At 35.4% G+C, this 22,497-nt stretch carries 20 protein-coding genes and 1 pseudogene; 13 read left to right on the plus strand and 8 right to left on the minus strand.

Annotated features, from left to right (window positions below; genetic code table 11):
* The first annotated feature begins 523 nt into the window (after positions 1 to 523).
* A complete protein-coding gene (gene ilvA / locus ACMT7R_RS05210) occupies positions 524 to 1,699 on the plus strand; it encodes a threonine ammonia-lyase (RefSeq protein ID WP_415310457.1) in 1,176 nt (391 codons plus the stop codon).
* Positions 1,700 to 1,732: 33 nt separating this feature from the next.
* Here the strand turns inward: ilvA and ACMT7R_RS05215 are convergent, their stop codons facing one another.
* Entirely contained in the window at positions 1,733 to 3,130 is a 1,398-nt protein-coding gene (locus tag ACMT7R_RS05215) for a hydroxymethylglutaryl-CoA synthase family protein (RefSeq protein ID WP_415310459.1), read from the minus strand.
* Positions 3,131 to 3,226: 96 nt separating this feature from the next.
* Complete coding sequence (locus ACMT7R_RS05220; RefSeq protein WP_415310460.1) at positions 3,227 to 4,354, minus strand: CofH family radical SAM protein; 1,128 nt, start codon at positions 4,352 to 4,354, stop codon at positions 3,227 to 3,229.
* A 149-nt stretch (positions 4,355 to 4,503) separates the two neighbouring features.
* Between ACMT7R_RS05220 and ACMT7R_RS05225 the strand changes: the two genes are divergently transcribed.
* On the plus strand, positions 4,504 to 5,559 hold the full coding sequence (locus tag ACMT7R_RS05225) for a radical SAM protein (protein ID WP_415310580.1): 1,056 nt from the start codon (positions 4,504 to 4,506) through the stop codon (positions 5,557 to 5,559).
* Positions 5,560 to 5,648: 89 nt separating this feature from the next.
* Here the strand turns inward: ACMT7R_RS05225 and ACMT7R_RS05230 are convergent, their stop codons facing one another.
* Entirely contained in the window at positions 5,649 to 6,485 is an 837-nt protein-coding gene (locus ACMT7R_RS05230) for a menaquinone biosynthesis family protein (RefSeq protein ID WP_415310461.1), read from the minus strand.
* Between the two features lie 345 nt (positions 6,486 to 6,830).
* Between ACMT7R_RS05230 and ACMT7R_RS05235 the strand changes: the two genes are divergently transcribed.
* On the plus strand, positions 6,831 to 9,035 hold the full coding sequence (locus tag ACMT7R_RS05235) for an elongation factor EF-2 (protein ID WP_415310462.1): 2,205 nt from the start codon (positions 6,831 to 6,833) through the stop codon (positions 9,033 to 9,035).
* Between the two features lie 45 nt (positions 9,036 to 9,080).
* Here ACMT7R_RS05235 and ACMT7R_RS05240 read toward each other — a convergent pair whose 3' ends face one another.
* Entirely contained in the window at positions 9,081 to 10,139 is a 1,059-nt protein-coding gene (locus ACMT7R_RS05240) for a hypothetical protein (RefSeq protein WP_415310464.1), read from the minus strand.
* Positions 10,140 to 10,372: 233 nt separating this feature from the next.
* Here ACMT7R_RS05240 and ACMT7R_RS05245 point away from each other — a divergent pair, with 233 nt between their 5' ends.
* Together ACMT7R_RS05245 and ACMT7R_RS05250 are read left to right on the plus strand one after the other, a co-directional pair.
* Positions 10,373 to 11,665: a class I tRNA ligase family protein gene (locus ACMT7R_RS05245; protein ID WP_415310465.1), complete on the plus strand. Its 1,293-nt coding sequence runs from the start codon at positions 10,373 to 10,375 to the stop codon at positions 11,663 to 11,665.
* A gap of 859 nt (positions 11,666 to 12,524) precedes the next feature.
* Positions 12,525 to 13,409 (plus strand): annotated as a pseudogene (locus ACMT7R_RS05250) (class I tRNA ligase family protein); the annotation flags it as partial.
* A 566-nt stretch (positions 13,410 to 13,975) separates the two neighbouring features.
* On the opposite strand, the gene ACMT7R_RS05255 reads toward ACMT7R_RS05250, so the two are convergent.
* The gene (locus tag ACMT7R_RS05255; RefSeq protein WP_415310466.1) at positions 13,976 to 14,446 is read right to left on the minus strand and encodes a hypothetical protein; all 471 of its coding nucleotides are present in this window, start codon (positions 14,444 to 14,446) and stop codon (positions 13,976 to 13,978) included.
* A gap of 103 nt (positions 14,447 to 14,549) precedes the next feature.
* Complete coding sequence (locus ACMT7R_RS05260; RefSeq protein ID WP_415310468.1) at positions 14,550 to 14,786, minus strand: hypothetical protein; 237 nt, start codon at positions 14,784 to 14,786, stop codon at positions 14,550 to 14,552.
* Between the two features lie 135 nt (positions 14,787 to 14,921).
* Here ACMT7R_RS05260 and ACMT7R_RS05265 point away from each other — a divergent pair, with 135 nt between their 5' ends.
* On the plus strand, positions 14,922 to 15,953 hold the full coding sequence (locus ACMT7R_RS05265; protein WP_415310469.1) for an NAD(P)/FAD-dependent oxidoreductase: 1,032 nt from the start codon (positions 14,922 to 14,924) through the stop codon (positions 15,951 to 15,953).
* Between the two features lie 11 nt (positions 15,954 to 15,964).
* On the opposite strand, the gene ACMT7R_RS05270 is transcribed toward ACMT7R_RS05265, so the two are convergent.
* Positions 15,965 to 16,444, minus strand: a complete 480-nt coding sequence (locus tag ACMT7R_RS05270; RefSeq protein ID WP_415310470.1) for a COX15/CtaA family protein — start codon at positions 16,442 to 16,444, stop codon at positions 15,965 to 15,967.
* Between the two features lie 105 nt (positions 16,445 to 16,549).
* On the opposite strand from ACMT7R_RS05270, the gene ACMT7R_RS05275 reads away from it, so the two are divergent.
* The 7 genes from ACMT7R_RS05275 to ACMT7R_RS05305 all read left to right on the plus strand — a co-directional run bounded on the left by ACMT7R_RS05275 (position 16,550) and on the right by ACMT7R_RS05305 (position 21,935).
* Positions 16,550 to 16,918: a hypothetical protein gene (locus ACMT7R_RS05275; RefSeq protein ID WP_415310472.1), complete on the plus strand. Its 369-nt coding sequence runs from the start codon at positions 16,550 to 16,552 to the stop codon at positions 16,916 to 16,918.
* A gap of 130 nt (positions 16,919 to 17,048) precedes the next feature.
* Positions 17,049 to 17,429 (plus strand): hypothetical protein, encoded by a 381-nt coding sequence (locus ACMT7R_RS05280; protein ID WP_415310474.1) that lies wholly within the window; start codon positions 17,049 to 17,051, stop codon positions 17,427 to 17,429.
* Between the two features lie 12 nt (positions 17,430 to 17,441).
* The gene (locus ACMT7R_RS05285) at positions 17,442 to 17,657 is read left to right on the plus strand and encodes a hypothetical protein (protein ID WP_415310475.1); all 216 of its coding nucleotides are present in this window, start codon (positions 17,442 to 17,444) and stop codon (positions 17,655 to 17,657) included.
* Positions 17,641 to 18,153: an HNH endonuclease gene (locus tag ACMT7R_RS05290; protein WP_415310476.1), complete on the plus strand. Its 513-nt coding sequence runs from the start codon at positions 17,641 to 17,643 to the stop codon at positions 18,151 to 18,153. The genes ACMT7R_RS05285 and ACMT7R_RS05290 overlap by 17 nt, the downstream gene beginning before the upstream one ends.
* A 245-nt stretch (positions 18,154 to 18,398) precedes the next feature.
* Positions 18,399 to 19,643 carry a hypothetical protein gene (locus ACMT7R_RS05295; RefSeq protein WP_415310478.1) on the plus strand — a complete coding sequence of 415 codons (1,245 nt, stop codon included), beginning with the start codon at positions 18,399 to 18,401 and terminating at the stop codon, positions 19,641 to 19,643.
* 180 nt (positions 19,644 to 19,823) lie between these two features.
* Complete coding sequence (locus tag ACMT7R_RS05300; RefSeq protein ID WP_415310582.1) at positions 19,824 to 21,248, plus strand: M20/M25/M40 family metallo-hydrolase; 1,425 nt, start codon at positions 19,824 to 19,826, stop codon at positions 21,246 to 21,248.
* 183 nt (positions 21,249 to 21,431) lie between these two features.
* A complete protein-coding gene (locus tag ACMT7R_RS05305) occupies positions 21,432 to 21,935 on the plus strand; it encodes a hypothetical protein (protein WP_415310480.1) in 504 nt (167 codons plus the stop codon).
* 152 nt (positions 21,936 to 22,087) lie between these two features.
* Here ACMT7R_RS05305 and ACMT7R_RS05310 read toward each other — a convergent pair whose 3' ends face one another.
* A complete protein-coding gene (locus ACMT7R_RS05310) occupies positions 22,088 to 22,423 on the minus strand; it encodes a hypothetical protein (RefSeq protein WP_415310482.1) in 336 nt (111 codons plus the stop codon).
* Positions 22,424 to 22,497: the final 74 nt, after the last annotated feature.

Below are 22,497 nucleotides of genomic sequence, written 5' to 3' on the forward strand. Positions count from 1 at the left end.
TACAACCGGCTATTTCTAGGTTGAATCCTTGATTCTGTAAATATTCAATAAACATCACAATGTAAAATTGATGGAGAAAAAAGCTACATTTGTGTGATAACTATTAAGTCCTTAAAATAAATTTCTGGGCCTAGATAGGAAAGCGTGAGAAAGGTTATATCGTTGCCTGAGGTTGACGCCTTTTCTCCTACGGATTTTACATTGTAAATTGAATTCAATTAGCTATCGCAATATATTCAAAAATTTACCATTACTATTCTGAGAATAGAAGACGCTGTTCTACGGTTTATGATTACACCGGCTAAAAAAAGTAACTCCGGGACTAGCTAAATTTACTCGCTACTTCATTCATGGCAGCTGAAATGACATACACTTTTTGTTGAGAATACTATACGTCAATTTGGTAGTTTAAATAGAATCCAATTCTGTAAAATTAGATATAAATTAAACATAAATTACCTATCTTTTGAGAATAGAAATTTCTAATATCGATCTAAATACTATTAGAGAGGCCCAAAGGTTAATGCCAAAGTCTTCAATTAGAAAAATAGACTTAATCCGTTCAAATACTTTTTCTAATATATGTCATAATCAGATATTTTTAAAATTAGAATGCTATCAAAAGACTGGCTCCTTTAAGGTCAGAGGTGCTGTTGCTATGATCGAAGGACTCGGCAGAGAAGAAAAAAGAAATGGCGTTGTAGCTGCATCGGCGGGTAATCACGCACAAGGTGTGGCTTATGCTTCGGCGATGAATAAAATGGCATGTACAATTGTAATGCCTAAGAATGCATCTCCAGCCAAAATTGCGGCCACCAAATCTTATGGCGCCCAGGTTATTTTAGAAGGAAACAATTATGATGAATCATCAAAGTATGCCCTCCAAATCTCAGAAACCGAAGGGAAAACACCAGTACCTGCATTTGACCATCCTGACATTATTTCAGGACAAGGAACAGTGGGTTTAGAAATTCTTGAAGATTTGAAGCAAATTGATGAAATTTACGTTCCTGTTGGAGGTGGAGGATTAATAGCTGGCGTTGCAATAGCTGCAAAATCATTTAATCCAAAAATCAGGATAATTGGGGTTGAGTCTGTTGCCTTCCCATCTATGAAAAGATCCATAGAAAAAAATAAGATTAGTAATGTCCAAGATGGTTATACAATTGCAGATGGTATATCAGTAAAAACACCTGGAAAACTTCCATTCCAGATAATTCAGAAATTTGTAGACGACATTGTAGTAGTTGACGACCTATCAATAGTCAAAACTATGTTTCTACTTATGGAAAGATCTAAAATAGTTACGGAGCCAGCAGGTGCAGCCTCGCTGGCATACCTTATATCGAATAGAAAACTCCTTTCTAAAAATAAGAATATCGTGTCAATTCTCTCAGGAGGGAATGTCGATATGTATTTGCTAGGTCAGGTAGTTGCAAAAGGGCTGATGCAAACTGGGAGAATGATAAAACTATTTATTGAGTTGACTGACAAACCTGGTGCACTCAAAAACATTGTTGATGAAATTACAAGAGCAAATGTAAACATAGTTGAAGTAGTCCATGACAGATTAAGTTCAAACATTTCTGCAGGAACAGCAGGAGTTTATTTAAGCCTTGAATTAGAAAATAAAGATCAATCTAAAGTATTGATAAATCTTTTTGATAAACTTAAAATAAAATATAAATTGATGAAATAATTGAGCATTTACAAAAAAATTAGATAATGCAGGCTAGGATGCGTAGCAGTATTCTCTGAATCCAGCTCTGTCGGCGGTATTGCCACCAATATTAACTAGAATAAATTCATCCTCTGCATTCAAAAATGCCTGATCATATTTTCGTGTATTTTTGTGCAATTTCTCATAATCTTCAATAGACATTTTTGTCCTAGGTCCAATATCTCTGTCTAAATTCATACGAGATACTAATTCTTTATAATTCTCCTGGATCACTCCCGAAAATACCATTGCACTACAACCACTTCCATAAGAACCAAATCCAATTCGTTTACCATAAAGATCAACGTTCTTTAGATATTCAAATTCCAATAAACTCCTCAGCCCCATATACATCGAAGCAGTGTACAGATTTCCAATTAATGCTGAAGCTTGCAGGGATGAAGACATTTTTCTGTCAAATACGTTCTTGTAATGTTCAGTTTTCATGAATTCTCTTCTAAACCTTTCATCTGCCTTCATAAATTCCACATCTGCCAAAATCGATTCTATAGTCCCACGAGGATCCTTGGGTACAGGCTCATCCAATCCTATTTCTTCTGTTATTTTTTTCCATCGTGGCAAGTGTCTCCATTCATGTCTTAGCAAGTAAGCCAAAGCTTTCTCGCCCATGCGACGGTAAGGTAGATGCACACTAATATAGTCGATATGATCTGTAATTGATTCATCTTCCTTGAGAACTACAATTCCTGTTTTGAGAGCTTTTTCTTTGTAAGTCTCAAGAGCCTTTCTTACTTGAATTAGGTAAAGCAAGTTTGAATACAAGCCGTTGACTAGTGGAGTTTCTTTCCCAAATGGGCGGTAAAAGTCATACTCATTCTTTATTATAGTTGACGTAACTCTTTCATCGAAGGATACAAGCCTGGGATTTTCCTTTATTAATAATGCAACCGCCCCCGCTCCTTGGGTATATTCTCCGGCGGAACCAATATCGTATTTTGCTATATCACTAACTATTACAATAGCTGCTTTATCGTTACTTTCACCAGCCCTAATCCAATTAGTATTATCATACAAAGCATATGAGCCACTAACACAGGCAAATTTGCATTCGATACCCCCCGCATGTTCGAGCGTACTTTCTCCATACACTTGTTCTAGCATTCCGATCACAAATGAATTCATGGCTTTTGATTCGTCCAAGCCAGACTCTGTTGCAACATATATCCTACCAATGTCTTGAGGATGAAGATCATTATTTTTCATTAACCTCATACAAGCATTTGCGGCCATGCTAGCAGGGTCTTGATTCGCATCGGCCAAAGCCATCTTTTTAATTCCTATACCGTATTCTAATTTCTGAGGGTCTATTCCCCTAGCCTCAGCGAAGTCTTTGTAATCCACATATAGCTTCGGAACATAGATAGCCATGTCATCTATTCCAACTGGCACAATTGTATTTTTTACATAAATTCATTTATAAACCTATTTATATTAGTTCAGTTTGTCAAAATGGAAAATTATATAATTAAATAAACTAAAAAATTTCTAAAATGTTCTCAACCAATCATAGCTATTATTTCTCTCTACTGGAACAAAACCCATTGACTTTATTGCATTTATTATGTTATTTGCCAAAAGCTCAGTAGACCGAGCACCTGTAGCGCTTACTACTTCTTCACCTATTAATGTGCCACCAAAGTCGTCGGATCCATGGAATATTGCAAGTTGTGCCATGCCAATTCCGTTAGTAAGCCATGAAGATTGAAGATGATCTATTAATCCATTAAACACAATTCTTGATACCGATATCATTTTCAACAATTCAAACCCTCCCATGGCATATTGAACTGTCCCAATTTCTTGGATCTCGGTTTTATTTGGTTCAAAACTCCATGGTATGAAAGCCATAAATCCACGTGTACGTTTTTGCAGCTCTGCAATCTTTAGGAGATGACGGGCACGCTGTTCTATTGTTTCAACTGTTCCATACATCATAGTTGCTGAGGACTTGATTCCAATCTTATGCGCAGTCTCCATAATCTCCAGCCAAGTTTGACTTGAAATTTTAAGAGGACTTATAATTTCCTTCACCTCGTCTACAAGTATTTCTGCTCCTGCTCCAGGTAATGATTCCAATCCTGCTATGTGCAGCCTTTCTAAAACTTCTCGATGCGAACTTTTATCTACTCTTGCAATCATGTCAATTTCAGATGCAGATAGACCATGAATTGCAACATCTGGGCACTTTAACCTGATCGTATTAAATATATCTTCAAAGTACTCTATGTTTAACTTCGGATTGTGTCCGCCTTGAAATAAGACTTGCTTTATATCATAATTTTTCTTTGCAAAAACGATTCGTTCAATTATTTCTTCCTTACTGACAGTGTAGGACTCCTCGTGTCCAGGAGGCCTGTAGAAAGCACAAAATTTGCAATAAGTTACACATACGTTTGTATAATTAAGGATTATATTATTGATGAATGAAACCTGCTTACCATACAAATTTTCACGCAAGCTATTACCTATTAATCCGAGCCTCTGAATTTCAGGCGATTTTAGTAAATAAATGAGATCATTTATCTCTAAATCTTGATCATTTAGGATTTTATCTACCGTATTTTCTAATTCAGAACCTTTAAAAATATCATGACTGATCTGGCTATTTTGCAATGATTAAATAATCTTGTTCTTCGTACAATTTAATCTTTGATTTTGACAGTTTTAGTTTTTTTTTCTGAAAGCACTTATATTTTTTAAATGGTTGATTAATAGTATTGTCTAACATTTTGGCCAAGCCAACGGCTTCGTTGGAAAAGGCGATGAACGGCGAAGAACTAAACTTTAGGGACGGCGTCGACCTCATGAAAAATGAAAACCTATTTTTGTTGGGTAACGCTGCCGATCGGCTGCGGAGACAGATACGTGGCGAAAATGTTACATTTGTTTCATCATACTATCTAAACTATACTAATATCTGTGCTGCAAGTTGTCAACTGTGTGCATTTTATAGAAAGGAAAAGGATGATGATGCATACACTTTAACAAATGAACTCATTGTGAAGAGAGCAGAAGTAGCTATTAATCAATTAAATGCTACTGAACTTCATATCGTTGGCGGATTCCATCCAAAGTTGGATATGGAGTATTACGAGGGAATGTTCAGGTCTATTAAGCAACGATTTCCCAAGGTTATAATTAAGGCACTGACACCTGCCGAGATCTTTTTTATTTCAAAGGTTACGAAGAACTCGATAAAGGAAGTATTGACTCGACTTAAAGAGGCGGGGCTGGATGCATTGCCTGGTGGTGGGGCAGAAATTTTTAACAAGAATACGAGAGATAAAATTGTCCTTGGAAAATGCTCTGGAGAAGAGTGGTTGGATACAGCTTATCAAGCACATAAAATCGGTTTGAGGGGCAATTGTACGATGCTTTTTGGTCATATAGAAACACCAGAAGATATTGTTGATCACATTATAAAGTTGCGTGAGTTAAATAAAAAGACAGGCGGTTTTACTACATTTATTCCGCTAAAATTTAGTTTAGAGAATACACGGTTGGAAAAGGAGCATACTATTACAAGTGAAAGTCCTTCAACGTATGATCTAAGGGTAATTGCATTGGCGCGATTATTGCTGGCAAATGTATTGCCCAATGTCTCCGTTTATTGGATCGCATTAGGCAAGAAACTCGCACAGGTGGCACTCTGCTATGGTGGTAATGATTTGGTGGGAACGGCCTTTTCAGAAGAAATTTTCAAAGCCGCTGGGAAACCTAATCAAACTACAACAAATGAATTGAAATTCTTGATAAAAGAAATAGGACGACAGCCGGTGCAAAGGGATACTTTCTTTAATCCTATCAGCAATGATTGAATTTCTACATTGTTTTTAAATTAAACATGCTTACAAGCATATTGGTACTAGTCTCTTACTTTGGGTGAGCAAAATTTCGACTAGCCAATTTACCTTGAATATTTTAGAGGAACATTTTTTTCAATAATGCCTTTTTCATGTGCCAATTCAAACAACTTTGATATGGAACTCTTTCCTTGTTCTCTCATATCTAAGGTAAATTCGTTAACATACATTTTCACAAACTCTGTTAAAACCGATCTCTGAGTCCCTCTTCCATATTTTGAAGCAAATTCAATTGCTTCTTCTAAATGATCCAGACTATATTGTATGGAATTTTTCAATAATTCATCAAAATCCCGAATTCGTGAAATATTCATCAAGTTATTGCTGGCAACGTTTATTCCAAGGGGAACAGGTAGACCACCCGAAGTCTTATTCCACCATTGCCCCAAATCAAATAACTTGTGTAATTCTTGTGATTCATAGGTTATTTGAGACTCATGGATTATCAGACCATAATCTACTAAATTGTTAAATACTGCATCAGGAATGTCACTAAAAAGAAATTCTTTACATTTTTGTTTTCCAAGAGAAATTGTCATAAGCAAATATGCAGATGTCATGTAGCCAGGAATCCCAATCACTCCATTGGATACATTATCAAGTGAATTTTTTTCTTTTGATACAATTATGGGACCATAATTTATCCCAAAACTTCCACCACTCATCAAAATTGTATAATTGCTTAGATAGGCTAGTGCATGAGCGGAGATTGCGGTAATTTCTAACTCATGGTCTAATGCCCTTTTATTTAATTTTTCAATGTCCTCCACATGATGGACAATCCTAAAATTGTTCATAGGGATTAATTCATTTTCTATGGCGTAAAACATGAAAGCGTCATCTGCGTCAGGAGTATGACCTACCCTAATTTCATCTACCATGACTTTACTAATTTTTAGATAAATGTTGCAATATAAGTTAACGGGTTGCGATTAACTAACGATCAGGCGTCCATTATTTCGCGGTCATCAAATTTACAACTGCCAAAAGTCATGACTGTCTTGCCTAGTTAACTCTTGATTTTTGAATTGTATATTTCTTCGTATAGATTAATCCTGCACACTAAACCAGGGTAGATTTCAGTGAAATTACTTGTTATTATCCTAGGAAAACTATGAGAACTTGTCATTTTTTGTCATAGTCAGATGAGGAGAGATCAAATGATAAGGTGCTTGTTATCTCAAGGAAGGTTTAATAACCCTAGAAAAACTTTTTTGAAATGTAGTATGCCCAAGTTTAAATCGACACAAGATATTCTTAGGATTATTGGAAATAAAGATCAAATCAGAAATTTTGGTGTTATCGCTCATGTAGACCATGGAAAAACAACTATGAGTGATAGTCTTTTAGCAGCTTCCGGAATTATATCTCCAAGTGTAGCTGGTCAAGCCTTGGCCTTGGACTCTATGAAATTAGAACAAAATAGGCAGATGACTATCAGAGGGGCTAATGTCACGCTATTCTACGAAAATGATGATGGTAAAGAATATGTGATCAACATGATTGATACGCCTGGGCACATTGACTTTACAGGAAGAGTTACTAGAGCTCTTAGAGCAATTGATGGGGTTGTTGTAGTTTCTGATTCTGTAGAGGGTATAATGACCCAGACCGAAACTGTAACACGCCAAGCTCTAGAAGAGAGAGTTAGACCAGTTTTATACATTAATAAAATTGATAGATTAGTTAAAGAATTGAGATTAGACCCAGCCGCTATGCAAAAATGGTTGTCTAATATTATTGCAGAGTTTAATAGACTTGTTGATCTATATGCTGAACCCGAGTTAAAAGAGAAATGGAAGGTAAGTATTCAAGGCAATACAGTAGCTTTTGGTTCGGCCAAAGATCGTTGGGGTTTTAATTTCAAGGTGGCACAGAAAAAGGGGATCAGTTTTAAAGATGTTTATGACGCTTATACTTCAACTGATCCCACATCTATAAAGAAATTATCAGAAAGGGCACCACTACATGATGCTGTGCTGGGTATGGTTGTTCAGCATCACCCTCCACCTCACGTTGCTCAAAAATATAGAATTCCAAAAATTTGGCAAGGTGATTTAGATTCAGACATTGGAAAAGCGCTGATTAATTGTGACGAGAATGGACCGGCTCTGATGATGGTTACTACGATAAACGTTGATCCACAAGCAGGTAGGGTTGCGACAGGACGTCTATTTTCAGGAACCATAAAGGATGGAGATGAAGTCTATTTGATTGATGCAAAACGAACAGGCAAGGTACAGTCAGTTAATATTTACATGGGTAATACTCGTGAAGTTGTAAGTGTTCTGCCATGCGGTAATATACCCGCTTTGTTGGGATTAGATTACGCTGTTGCAGGAGAAACTATATCATCATTGAAAAACGTTGATGCTTTTGAATCAATAAAGTATGTTTCTGAGCCTGTAGTTACTATTGCAGTGGAACCAAAACATCCTAAAGATTTACCAAAATTAGTTGAAGGCTTAAGAAGGATCACAGTTGAAGATCCTAACCTTATTGTTAAGATCAATGAGGAGACCGGAGAGACGTTAATGGCTGGAATGGGTGTATTACACCTTGAAATTGCTACTTCTCTTTTGCAAGAAGCAGGGTTGGATATTAAAACGACTCAACCATTGATTAATTATCGTGAAACTATAAAAGGTAAAGCAGGTCCAATAATGAGCAAATCACCAAACAAACATAACAAGATCTTTTTGAGGGTGGAACCTCTTAGTGAGGAAATCATAGAGATGATACGAACGGGCCAACTAAAAGAGGATATGGATAAAAAGGAAATGGCCCGTATACTAAGGGAAAAGGGTTGGAGTTCAGACGAAGCAAGAAGTGTTGTAACAGTTGATCCAACCGGTAACATGCTTGCAGATGAGACAAAGGGTGTCCAATTCATACAGGAATCTATGGATTCCATAAAATCAGGTTTTGATGATGTAATTCATTCAGGTCCAATTGCTCAAGAACAAGTAAGAGGTCTCAAATTTGTATTACATCACTTTGTTCCCCACGAGGATCCTGCTCACAGAGGTTTAGCACAATTGATGCCCGCATCAAGACGAGCTATGTTGGGATCTATGCTTATTGCTGATCCGGTACTCTTGGAACCAATTCTTGGAATTGAGGTAAAATGTCCACAAGAACAGATAGGCACTGTGGCCGGTATCTTATCAGGAAAGCGTGGAAAATTATTAAACGTAGATCAAAAAGGAGTCATTGCTATCATTTTAGGAGAAGTTCCTGCTTCAGAGACTTTCGACTTGTCTGAAACAATGAGAGGTGGCACAGCCGGCAAAGCAATGTGGAGCACTTACTTTAAGACATGGCAAGCAGTACCTCAATCGGTTATCAGGAGTCTGGTAACTGATATCAGAAAGAGAAAAGGTATTGCTCCAGAACCTCCATCTCCAGACGAATTTATCGACAAAGAGTAAAACAACCGCCATCCCACATTTTTTTTAAATTCTCTTTTTTACAGCCTACACGAATCTATAAAAGATTTCTGGAGCAATCTTCATCATTAAAAGCAATGATGCAAAGAGCATGGGAACGCTAATAAGAACAAAGAGTATTTGGTAGAGATTAAGTGATGTAAAAAGCACTAACGAGCTGATCCCTACTAAAGAGTAAAACAAACTACCAGTGCATGTGGGACAGCCTACAAAAAGTCCAGCGGATATCCCTACAGCCCCAAAAAAGTTTCTTTTTGATAGCTTGATTGATCTTTGCCTCGACAGCAAATAAATATTCAAAGTGGTGTTCAGACCCACTAAAACTGAAATTACAGTAGCAATTATTAAATTAAGAGGAATTATTAATATTGAAAAATGCTCAGTCATCTTCATAATTAGCATCGGGACATATCCTATTGAGTTACAGCAAATAACCAGTTGAAAATAAGGATAATTTTTTGCAAAGGTTGAATTAAAAGTATTTTGATCTTGTTCATAATTAAGAGCAGAAGTTTCAGAAGAAGAAGGAGCAGGATTGGTAGTATGGGGAGCAGAAAGATCCTGATGATTATTAGAAGGCAATTCTTGATGCTGTTGCTGGGGTGCATGATTTGCAGTACTATTAGCATTTGGAATTATGTCTGCTACCTGTGTCGAGCCGTGGTTTGAGGCAGGTAAAGTTACTATCGAAAAAATAGTGTGATCGTCAATGAAATAAATAAAAATATTCGATAGAAATCCAAAAAAAATGAAATAGGCTGCAGCACTGCCAAAAAATATGAGTTTGTATTTTTTTAGCCTAAATGGGTATTGAATCTGATATAATAGAGATTTGGGATCCTTTTCTGCATGGCTTTTAGAAAAGTAGAATCTATGAATGCTGACAAAAAACAAAGCCAAACTGACGAGGAAGGAACATAGGACGATTTGAGCAAGTGAATAAAGCGACTTGGAGAGATATATATCCTGACCTGGAGTAGTGAGACGCGAATAAAGATAAAGAATCAAAAACAAAACAATTCCAATTAATAGCGGAATGAGAATACTACTAATTCGATACTTAGAATAGTCGAATGACTTTTCCAATCTTAACTATAATTCTTTTTGAGGTTAACTTAAGCCTTTCACAAACCCCCATGATGCTTGTATACTTAAATCGACTTTGGGCGGGCATAATATTCAGCATAAAAAGATTATACTACAATCCAATTACCCATGTGTATTTATAGGACAAGATATTTCTAAGCAAGCAAAGTAATTTCTGTAAATTTTTTTTGTTACATCTGAAACTTAGAGGAGTGACTTAAGAAATTTTTGGATTGCTTGATTTATTAATTTTTGACCAACAAATTCATAAAGAAATTCCGAATTTTCAAATACAGGAGGGAAATAATTTCAATAGGGATAGGGAAATGTCAAGTGATGAAAACATTTGGAATTCAATTGAGAAAAAATGGCTAGATTATTGGGATAAAAATCATACAAATAGATCGGACCCACAACCTAACATAAAAAAGTTTTTTATTACTGTGGCCTATCCGTATCCAAATTCGCCTCAACATATAGGACATGGCAGAACATACACCATTGCAGACGTACATGCCCGGTATAAGAGGTTGAAGGGATACAATGTCCTTTTTCCGATGGGTTTCCACTATACGGGCACCCCAATACTAGGAATGTCAAAGAGAGTACAAGCCGGTGATACCGAAATTATAGAGAACTTTAAGACAATTTATAAAGTTGATAAAAAAGATATCGATTCATTTGTTGATCCTCTAAAGATTGCAAAGTACTTTCACAATGAAATCAGGTTGGGGATGAAGGAAATGGGATACTCTATTGATTGGAGACGTGAATTTACTACTATCGATCCGGTTTACAAGAAATTAATATCTTGGCAATTTGAAACCTTAAAAAAACTCGGAGTTATCGAACAGGGGTCTCACCCAGTGGGCTGGTGTCCAAATGATAGCAATCCTGTGAGTCAACACGATACTTTGGGAGATGTAGAACCTGCGTTTACAGAATATACTTTGATAAAGCTTCGTCTAGAAGGAGTTGAAAGCGGTAATCTGTTTTTGCCTGTAGCTACGCTACGACCTGAAACTCTTTTTGGAGTCACCAATCTTTGGATTAACCCAAACGAAAAATATCTGATAGTAAGTATTGATGGTAAAGAAAATTGGTTGGTAAGTAAAGAAGCCACAAACAAACTAACTCATCTCAATTACGACGTTAACATAGTTAAAGAGGTTAGCGGCGCAGAATATGCTGGTCTGACGGTGACAGTCCCGATTACCAAAAAAAGCGTTCCGATCTTGCCTGCCAGTTTTGTTACTTCGGATGAAGGAAGCGGAGTAGTCATGTCCGTACCGGCGCACGCTCCTTACGATCTTCAGGCCTTGATAGATATTAAGAAAACAGATTCGATTGAAAATATTACCCGTTCTAATTTTAAGGATATTATACCAATTTCCATTATAGAGTCTAAATTACAGTCACAAGAGGAACAAAATACGGTAACTGGTAACAAAACAACGAACTCTAATATTGCTCGGGCAGGAATTGTTGATCCTGATATTTCTGACAGCTTCAGGTGCACACACTAATACCACCAATATTTCCACCTCCACCACAATTGACGCCCATTCCTCTAAATCTGCAAATACCGAAGAGCATTCAACCAACGAAAAAAACAATATCAATGAGGGAGTTGAATCCGCTAACAAAGATGTCAAGGTACCAGCAATGTTATTTTTAGAAAAATATTCAATTACTGGACAAAGTGATCCTAATCTAGAAAAAGCCACATCGGAGCTCTATTCATTGGAATATTATTCTGGAAAAATGAACGACAAGGCATACCCATATTCTAATATGACCGTTGCTACTGCAAAGGAGAAGGTAAAAGAGGATCTAATGAAAGATAATCATGCAGTTTTATTTTATGAATTGACAAATAAACCTGTTTACTGTAGGTGCGGAACTCAATGTTATGTAAAATTGTTGGACAATCAATGGTTTCTAAATTATGGAAATGCAAAGTGGAAGTCACTCGCTTATGAGTGCCTTGATTCAATGGAAATAATACCTCAAGAAATTTTAAAAGAGTTTAGAAATGTTTTTGATTGGCTTAAGGTTAGAGCATGTGCAAGAAAGTCTGGGTTAGGCACACTTTTGCCCTGGGATAGAGAATGGCTAATTGAAAGTTTATCTGACTCTGTAATCTATATGGTATACTACATCATAGCAAAATACGTTAATCTGTATGATTTAGACAAGTACATAGGCTATATTGATAATTCTTTTTTTGATTATGTGCTCTTGGATAAGAAACCAAATAATTTTGAAGACAAAAATGCTCCATATCTCAATGAATCCCAAATAAAGGATCATAATCAAGCAAAACAGAATGAATTAAAAGAAAAAGATATTTCGTATCAAAAGTTCTTAGAAATCTCACAAGAGATCAAAAATGAGTTTGAATATTACTATCCGTTAGATTCAAGGCACTCTGGAAGAGATTTGGTTCCCAATCACTTGTCATTTTTTATATTCAACCATTCGATAATATTTCCAAAAAAGTTGTGGCCAAAGCAGATAGTGGTAAATGGGTCAGTGCTTATGGATGGAAAAAAAATGTCAAAGTCTATGGGAAATATAATTCCACTGAGAAGTACAATAAAGAGATTTAATGCTGATTCCATCCGTGTTGCTATGCTGGTATTAGGAGAATTGCTTCAAGATGTTGATTTTTCATTTACGACTTTACGAGGTATATACTCAAGACTAAATGAAATTTATGAATTTGCCAATAATTTTATAGCACAAAATGAAAATGTGATAAAATCAAAATCAATAGAGACACTGGTTGGTGTTTCTGATGGTGAGCCTAGTCCATTGACTAGTTTTGTTAACAATTTGAATTTGGAAGATAAATGGTTACTTCACAGGCTTAATAGCACTACTGTTGAAGTCTCAAAATCTTTTGATGAGATTAGGATAAGAGATGCTCTTAATACCGTATTGTATTTGATGGATAAAGACTTTGAATGGTATAATAAAAGGAGAATGTCAAAAGATCAAGCCCAAATCAAGGAAGAAAACTATGTCTTTGTCGTATACATGTTTTTAAAATTCCGAATTAAGATGCTTGCACCATTTTGTCCTTTTCTAGGAGAGGAGGTTTGGAATTTACTATCCGGCAAAGAAACAAACAATCAATCCGTATTTAGTACTAGTTGGCCAGATTTTGATAAAAATCTGGAAAATCTTGTTACTGAAGAAAATGAACTGATGATTTCAAATTTACTTGAAGATTTGAATAAGATAGTCAAAGTTACCAAAAACACAAACCCTCAAAAAGTTTACATTTATCTGGCATCTGCCAATAAAAAAAGGTTGTATAAAAGCATGATAGATATTGTAATAAACGCAAACACCAGAAATTTTGGTGTAATAATGAAATCGCTATTGAGTGACGTTACAATATCTGAGGATGAGAAGAAATTCATAAAAAGCAATTCTGATTTGGTAAAAAAAATTAATGAGGATATCTTATCCTTGTCTCCCACCGAATTAGCAAGAAGAGGGGGAAAAGGAGGAGCAGGAGCAGGAGCAGGAGCAGGAGGAAAAATAACGCACTTTGACGAAAAAATACCATTACTTGATGCAAAATCACTTATTGCTAATGAATTGAATATACAACCACAGGATATTGAGATATTTGAGGAAAATGATCAGCAGTTGGTAGACCCCAAGAATAAGTCTAGGTTTTCAAGACCCTACAAACCTGCAATCTACATCCAATGATTTTATTGGAATTAATACCGCCACCGCTATCACCACTATCACTTTGCTTTTTTCTATCAGTCACTATCCTGGACTGGTCAATTGTTACTATAAATAGATATAAGATTTTATGAATCCAGAAATTTAAAGGTATCAAGTATTGTTTCAAAAATTTTTTGACTTTCCTCGGATTCGAATTTTTCAGCCCTGTCCTGGAATGCAATCAAATATCCTTGGCCCCCATGAGAAACCAGATATCTTCTTATCTTAAAGTTTCCAACAGGTGTGGGATAAATTGTTGTAGTATGAGCAGTTTCATTGCCTGCTACTTGGGTGTGTGTTAATTTACTATCTTCAGTTATGGTTTCATTTTCATTTAACGAAGATTTCAATCCGTTTTCTAAACCAAATAGTTGTAAACCTACATTTGCTTCAGAAGAGAGTTTGATAATTCTGAATTTTAATTCTTCATGCTTTAGTTGGAGGTCATTCTCATGCTCGCTATTTGCCTGATCTTTATTGGAATTTAACAATGAGTTGTAAAAGAATGAGACACCTAATTTTTGATTATGAAACCTTCTAAATAAATCGTCTTCCATAATAATTCGAGATTACCTATTAGATAATTATCATCATTTTTAAAATGTATTGTTGTCATTTTCTAAACAGATATCATTGATTGTTTTTTTATGTGCTAAATTATTATTTTTTTAACTTCTTTTTTTGGATTCTATCGAGGTAGTAAAAAGATACAAAATACAAAAAAAACCCGAAAACTACAACTATAAATCCGTAAAGTGACATTGACTCTCTGTTAAAAAGAGCACCCATCCCTACAATAAAAGCTCCCAAAATAATGAGTGCAATTCCTGCCCTAAGTGGTCCTGCCATTTTTTTTCTGTTTTTCTTTTTAGGCACTGGGGTTCTCTTATCAACCATCTAGATCTATATCAGTATCTTTGAATTCTTCTTTTTATTTATATCTCTCTCTGTTTCGTTTTTTTTCTTGGTTATTTTCACTTATTCTCATTGTTTGAATGAAATCATTTTATTTGTCATCTGTTAATTTAATTTATGAAGATTGCAGTCGTTGGGATAGGCGTAGCGGGGGCATACTTGATGAATCAGCTAAGTGACCTCCATGACGTTCAGGTAAAAGGCTTTGAAAGAATGCCTGAAAAGGAACACGATGCAGTCTGTGCTTGGGCTACATGCGATAATGTTATGAAAGATTATGCCAAGCAGTGTGGTCTAAATTTAGAAAATTACATTCTACATGATGGAAAAAAAATGAAGGTAGATGTGGGTGATGGCACGAACTCGAGCAAAAACATTGAAATCAATCTGAAAGGAATGGTTAGCTATGACAAGTTAAGACTCATCCAGGATATGATAAAAGGTACTGATATTAGCTTTCAAAAAGCCCCAAACAAGGCCACTCTTGAAGATGAGTACGATATCATTGTTGATTCAACAGGTTTTCATCGACATTATCTCCCTAAATTGAAAAATGAATTGTGGATACCTTGTATACAATACAAAGTAAAATACGACAATACTCCATTTGATGATTTTTACCTCAAAGCTTTTCCTTCACTATCCGGATATTTTTGGTACTTTCCACTTGGAAATGGATATGCCCATATCGGTTCTGGAGACTTTCAGCGCAAACAAACTCATATTTTCATGGAATCTTTCATGAAAAAATACCCATGCCAGGTACTAAAAAAAGTTGGAAGGCCTGTTAGAATAACACCACCTTCCCACTGTCTTCCATTCACGGATGGCCGAAAAACAATCGGTGTGGGAGAATCAATAGGTACGGTATATGCACTACTAGGTGAGGGGATAATTCCCTCAACTATATGCGCGCAGTTGTTTGTAGAAAATCTTTATGATCATCAAAAATATATAGCCGAGGTGCTGTCCACCTTCAAAATATATACAAATGTTTACAATTTTATAAGGAAAAGCATTAACAAGAAATTCAATATAATAAAAGATTTTGTTGAAGTATTGAAAATTTACAAGTACATGAAGAGCAGTGAGGATCGATTTGGAATGGAGGTCAACATGCTCAATATGTTAAAGTTAACAAAAATATAAGGATAATTATTTTAATTTTGTTTTTGAAGATTGTTGTTTTTTTGTATATGGTGATGTAGGGAAATTAAGGTAACGATCAAGATACCAAAAAAAGCAATACCCGTGGCAAGATGACTTGCGACTACGAGTGGTTGCAACTTAGTAACAATCATAACCCATCCTAGTAAAACCTGACCGACAAGTAATGCTGAAGCTAATCCCAGTTTTATTTTGAAATTCTTATTATTTAATTTGGCAAAAGAATATGCAGCCAATGAGAAAAGCGAAATCATCAAAACAAGGACTAATGTCCTGTGGAGGTGTTCATAAAAGTATTTTGGTGGAGGAAAATCAAAGCCATTTGGACAAAGGGGCCAAGTTAAACACGATAGGCCTTGATGTATGGATGAGAGGTATACCCCTAACATCATAACCGAATAAGTAATTCCAATTATTATCATAGTAACAATAAACAATTTTTTGGCTGGAAAACGAGTCTTACCAATACCCATACTCTTCAAGTTAAATAAATAAATTATCTAAAATAGGTGTTTTAAATGTTTATTCACTTGATAATGTTTAATAATAAATTTGAAGTTTTCATTGATGTGATATTATTGCATTTACTGTTTCAAAAGGCATCAAGAAAAGATCTTTGTTATTCTATCCTTGGGTGCATGTTTGGAATTTTGCTTTTTAGTATTAGTTTTGAAGGCAATAGCAATTTAGTAGTACAAGACTCTTTTGCCACTACAACACTAGCCGCTGCAAAAAATGATAGCGAGACATCGGCTGGTACGACTGGTGAAGCTGCTGCTGCTGCTGCTACAACTTCCACCACAAAAACAACAGCACCCAACACCATGGACAATACACCCACAACTATCACCACTGCAGTCCGATCCCAACACTGCCAGTTCTTCATCCTTATCAGATCTAGCAATACCTCCAACACCTCCTCTCAAAAACAATTCGCAAATCAATGAAGGTACAACAGACCTTTCACTTGGAAACCCGTTTTATGACTCAAATAATAGCATACTTTTAAATAAATTGGATTTAATTTCAGCAGACTCAAATTTTAATACAAGTATGGATCTGCAAATATTTTATGAGATGGGGAAAATTTATAATTCTGAGACGGTTCATAATATAGGTTACTACATTGAAGAATCTAAGCCAAGATCATTGGCATCCAACGAATCTAGTTTTGACATTCAAGTCAATAAATCAAGATTGGACAAAACCATTACGTATGCAAAGGGCACAGGTTTTTTTATAACAAGTGATTCGGACAGAATCGGTTGGAATGCCTATGATCAGGTGTATGATTACTTACAAGGTGTCACAAAGTACCTCGGTCTCATTTACTTTACATCAAATGAATTACCAGGGGGTCAATTGTCTGATCTTGCCAATAAGGCAGGTATTTATGAATATGATTTGTATTCAAATGGATCAGCACATAGAAACATATGGTTGTGGCCCAGCTCCTAATCGATATAATTTTTGTTACCAAAGCTTTTAAAGAGATATCTGGTCGCAAGCAAGAAAAAAATGATAGTTAAGAAGAGAAAAACTAAAAAACAGATAAAAAAAGTGGTTCAAGACTCAAATGTAGTATCCAGCGTTACTCAAAAATTAGACGTTAATGTTGGCAATACCACCAACACCACTACTGCTACTACTGCTGCTACTGCTACCGAATATGCCTTCAAAATTTAATTTTCCAAAGATTTCAAACTTTATAGTTTATATTCATGAATTTGACAAGTTCGATGAAAGTGGAAACCAAAAATGCAGAAATCATAACTGTATGAAATCCGTTTGCAAACCATTTAGGAAATATTGCTCAAAAAAATGCAGCATTCAATTCACGAAGTGGTATAATGCAAATTTTTACTGGAGAAATATTAGAAACCAAGTCCTAAAAAGGGACAATTATACTTGTCAAATTTGCGGAATCGTACTCCATAGAAAGAAAAGATTCAACAAGCCACTAAAGAACTGGCTTGAATGCGATCATATTATACCTAAATCATATTATTACCATTTAGGTTATCAATTTGATACACTTGATAACAAGGTTAAGACAATTCTTGAATTTATACACAATGGAAACAACCTGAGAACGTTATGTTACAAATGTCATAAGAATTTAAGTGCCAATGTAGTAAGCGACAGGTCCAAATTATTAAACCCCTATGATGATACCAACTAATGCTCCTGTTATCATAATATAGTACTTATAATACTAAAATGATATACTACTAGTTAAACGTATATAGATATAGATTATGGTAACACTTTATTAAGCTATCCTATATGAAAATAGCAAATCAATATCGTTCTAAAATTAATTAGCACACTTTGTTGTACATTGCTGAGATATAACCATACTCCATCCCGGTCAAATCAACATATAAAGAAATTTATATAATAATTCGTCAAAGAAATTTACTTAATTTGACTAGCCCATTGGCAGACCAGACTCTTGGATTAAAGAAAAGAATTCAAGATGACCTTCATCGTTGGGATGAACTCTATCGTGTAGGAGTGGAGATTGAGATCTGTCTGCTTGATGATAAAGCAAAGCCGGTTAATGCTAATCCCCTGATAAAGGAATTGAGCAAAAAGTTTGATATGGATGCGGAATATGGAAAATGCCAGTTTGAGGTTAAAACAGAGCCAATTTCCATGCATGACTTGTCTACTGTGAACACTTTTTTCGTAGATTTTATTGAATACTTGGATAAATCAATAAGAAAAGTATACAAAAACAGTAATGTAATACCTACATTTTTAGGAGGTAATCCTTCGCCTGATATTTTTAAAAGAAAGTTTATCACAAGAAAAGAAAGATATCTTAATTTTTATGAATGGCAAAAACAGTTTCCGGATATTGAAATTGAAGGCCAAATATACAAACCCAACGCTATTGCAACTGCAATACAGGGATTTCATTTACACTTACAAGGTTTGAATCCTATCTATACTACTCATATGTTTAATTACATCCTCAACCTTCTGCCGTCAGCAATTCTACTTGGATCAAATAGCAGACTATTTGCTGGCAGACTGTACTCGTTTTACGAGCCGAGGGTTTATTTATATGATCATTCAGAACAACAAAACTCTGGTTTTCCGGCTATTCCAAAATATCTTGATCGTATTGATGAATATATAGATTATATTGCTTCAAGACCCGGGCTTGATGAGACGCGCGACTATTTTGGTCTGGAAAAAGATAGGCATGATGATCTAAGAATCAGATTGAATTCTCCGAACTATAGAGTGGAGACAAGAATAATGTCCGTACAGCCTACACCAAAAGAAACAGTAGCAATGATTGAATTCTTTATTGGATTTTTGTATCGCGCAATATTAGAAGGAAAACCACTAAGACCATTGTCGTCACTAAGAGAGGAACGTGCTGCTATAATCCGTTCAGGTTACGATGCCAAAACCCATTTTAATGTCTCTGAAACAGTAAAGACTCAGTTACATGTGGCAAAACAAGGCTTAAAGGATTTGGGTCTTGGAAATGAATTCATCGGGATTTTGGAAAAGCGTTTGGAGGCCAAAACTTCACCTGGTCAATACGTTGCTAAAAAATGGGAATCAACCTATAATGGCAATGTTTATCAAACAGTGTCTGAAATCATCCAACATGTATGGGATAAAACCAAGAATAATTCTCCCCTTTTATGATAGATTGTTATATTCAATTATTATATACTTTTATTTAGTTGAAAAGTCATATAATTCATTTAACAAAATTTTAATAGATAATATTGTGTGTTAGTTGGGTAAACTGGTATATGGATATTAGGAAGCATTTTATACTTATTATTGATGTATATTGGGGTGTAGGTGAAATGATTGGATAACGTGTTGATATCTGCTTCCTTCAATGAAGATCAGATGCATGAGCTGATAGCAGATCTTCAAATCCTTATCAGACAACCTAGTATTTCTGCAACATCTGAAGGCTTGGAACAGTGTGCGATTTTGATATCCAATATGATGAAAAACGCCGGAATAGATTCTGAGCTTTTGTACTTGGATATAGAAGATCAAATAGAAAGCGGAATTACGAAGCAAGTACCCCCTATAGTTTTTGGCGAAGTTAAATCAAAATCAAACCCTCATTCAAAAACAATTTTGTTCTATAACCATTACGATGTTCAACCTGTTGATCCAATAGAAAAATGGAATGAAGATCCTTTCAGTGGAAAGGTTGTTGGAAATTTAATTTATGGAAGAGGATCATCAGACGATAAAGGTGAACTTATTACAAGGCTAAAGGCCGTCGAATTTATTCTCCAAAAAACTGGAGATGTGCCATGTAACATAAAGTTCCTGGTGGAAGGCGAGGAAGAAATTGGAAGTCCAAATTTATCTGATTACGTAAGAAAATACAAACAAAAATTAGACTGTGACTTGGTAATCTGGGAAAGCGGTTATGTTGACAAGGACCAGAGAGCAATCATCTCTTTAGGTCAAAAGGGAATACTAAACACAGAGATTAGTGTTAACGGACCTTCTAGAGACATCCACTCAAGCCTTGCCGTTGCAATAGAAAACCCGGCGTGGAAATTGGTGAATTTGTTGTCCTTACTATATGATTCAAAAGATGGTAAAATTTTGATAGATGGATGGTATAACGAAGTAAAACCCCTGACTGAAAAGGAATTACAAGTACTTGCAGATGAACCATTTAATGAAGCGGCTTTCAAAAAAGAATATGGAATAAGTAATTTCATTAATAATCAAAAATCTTACGAAATAAAAAAAGCGCTGGCCCTAGAACCCTCTTGTAATATATCGGGCTTGTCTTCTGGATACACAAAGAAGGGCGTGAAGACGATTTTACCTGCTGTCGCTTCTGCAAAGTTAGACTTTAGACTGGTCCCAGAAATGGATCCCAAAATACAATTCGAAAGGTTGATAAATTATTTAAGGGCAAAAGGATTTTCTGAGCAAGAAGTGTCCATTAAATACCTGAGTGGTGAACCTGCATATCGTACACCTGTCGACAGCCAATATGTCAAACTAGTGGTTAATTCTGCATCAAAAATTTTCAGCGGTGTAATTTTAAACTTATCATCTTCTGGGACTGGACCTATGTATGTGTTTAAGGATATCTTGGGTGTAGATTCGATTTGCATAGGAAGTACAGTATTACCTAACAAGATGCATTCACCTAACGAGTTTACTAATCTTGATTTGCTTCACAAGGGAACAAATTGCTTTATAGAAATAATAAATAATTTCTCAAAGTTTCCTGGCAATATGTCTGAGGAGAAGCAATAGCAAAGGGACAAACCAAGTGCGTTTCAATCCCCATTGGATTATTTCAATAGCATTGTTGTAATGGGGTACATGTATGTTCGGTCATGAATAAAGGTCACTTTCATCCATACTTAATCTAAAATCAGCCATATCAAACTTTTCTGCAACGAAAAAGGATAAATATTATTCCAATAGATAAGACAAATGCAATACAGCATTCTTATTGCAATTATCTTATCTGTATCTCTTTTAATGGTATTTTATTTTCCACAGGCATACGGCATATTTCATAGAGAGGACTTTGTAATCACAGACTATGGAGTAAAGAATGGCAATCCATTTATGACTGTACAAGGGGAAGCTGGCAGATCAGTTTCTGTTGATATGGGAGATGAATCGTATTACGCCTATACATTTGTGACTGATAAGGGTGTATTCGCTTCCACCGTAGCACTAGGTGTGGATGAAAGTAAGCCATATTATTCTGCCGATTCATTTCAAGTGGAAAAATTTGAGATAGGGGCTTGTCTTGAGGATGGTGATTTAACAGGTACCCCCAAATTTAGCGGTAAAACTGTAGAATTTATTCCACAAGGTTTTACTATCATGAATCTATCAAAAGTATACACTCTCCAGGTGACATCTGATGACCCAGATGATGATTGCCAGAGTGGAAACCATATTTACAAGATCTTTGCAAGCAACTAATTTTTTTTAATTTTGAACCCTACCATTAGATCCCCTTTTTTGCTATTAATTTATCAAATCGATTATGCGTGCCTATGTCAAAAAAATAGTGACAACTCTGTATACGCCTTCCGTCTTACCATTTTTCTAAATATTTTAGACTGAATTGCTTATTACAAATCTGGCTTGTATGGTTCAAGCTCTCTTGTTAGCTTGTTTATCACAAACTTTTCAGGGTCATAATCATACTTTTTACCCAATCTTTCTAGATATTCTTGAACTGCATGCCAAGCTTTCTTTCTCTGAATTACAGAAGAACCTGAATTGAAGTCATCTAATGAAATGATTGTGTTTTTTTGGTCTGATGGCCTGTCTTGAGAATTAAAAGACTTTTCTGAAAGCTTCAGTGCGGCTTCATATAGTGAAGAAATCTCAGAAACTTCTTTTTCTGTCAAAATTATTCGTCGATTCAAATCGGTGCTTTTTTCTTCAGAGTTTTTATTTGACATGAGACTAGTAATAGAGGGCATAAATCATTTAATAAATTTGATATCAAGGCAACAATTCCAAACTTTAATAGTAT

Source organism: Candidatus Nitrosocosmicus sp. FF01, from assembly GCF_047711275.1.
Lineage (GTDB): Archaea > Thermoproteota > Nitrososphaeria > Nitrososphaerales > Nitrososphaeraceae > Nitrosocosmicus.

Excerpts from the sequence above, each read along its gene's own strand:
- ilvA (WP_415310457.1), top strand. The coding sequence starts at position 524 with ATGCCAAAGTCTTCAATTAGAAAAATAGACTTAATCCGTTCAAATACT.
- ACMT7R_RS05225 (WP_415310580.1), top strand. The coding sequence starts at position 4,504 with ATGAACGGCGAAGAACTAAACTTTAGGGACGGCGTCGACCTCATGAAA.
- ACMT7R_RS05230 (WP_415310461.1), bottom strand. The coding sequence starts at position 6,485 with ATGGTAGATGAAATTAGGGTAGGTCATACTCCTGACGCAGATGACGCT.
- ACMT7R_RS05235 (WP_415310462.1), top strand. The coding sequence starts at position 6,831 with ATGCCCAAGTTTAAATCGACACAAGATATTCTTAGGATTATTGGAAAT.
- ACMT7R_RS05255 (WP_415310466.1), bottom strand. The coding sequence starts at position 14,446 with ATGGAAGACGATTTATTTAGAAGGTTTCATAATCAAAAATTAGGTGTC.
- ACMT7R_RS05260 (WP_415310468.1), bottom strand. The coding sequence starts at position 14,786 with ATGGTTGATAAGAGAACCCCAGTGCCTAAAAAGAAAAACAGAAAAAAA.
- ACMT7R_RS05265 (WP_415310469.1), top strand. The coding sequence starts at position 14,922 with ATGAAGATTGCAGTCGTTGGGATAGGCGTAGCGGGGGCATACTTGATG.
- ACMT7R_RS05270 (WP_415310470.1), bottom strand. The coding sequence starts at position 16,444 with ATGGGTATTGGTAAGACTCGTTTTCCAGCCAAAAAATTGTTTATTGTT.
- ACMT7R_RS05280 (WP_415310474.1), top strand. The coding sequence starts at position 17,049 with ATGGGGAAAATTTATAATTCTGAGACGGTTCATAATATAGGTTACTAC.
- ACMT7R_RS05290 (WP_415310476.1), top strand. The coding sequence starts at position 17,641 with ATGCCTTCAAAATTTAATTTTCCAAAGATTTCAAACTTTATAGTTTAT.
- ACMT7R_RS05305 (WP_415310480.1), top strand. The coding sequence starts at position 21,432 with ATGCAATACAGCATTCTTATTGCAATTATCTTATCTGTATCTCTTTTA.
- ACMT7R_RS05310 (WP_415310482.1), bottom strand. The coding sequence starts at position 22,423 with ATGTCAAATAAAAACTCTGAAGAAAAAAGCACCGATTTGAATCGACGA.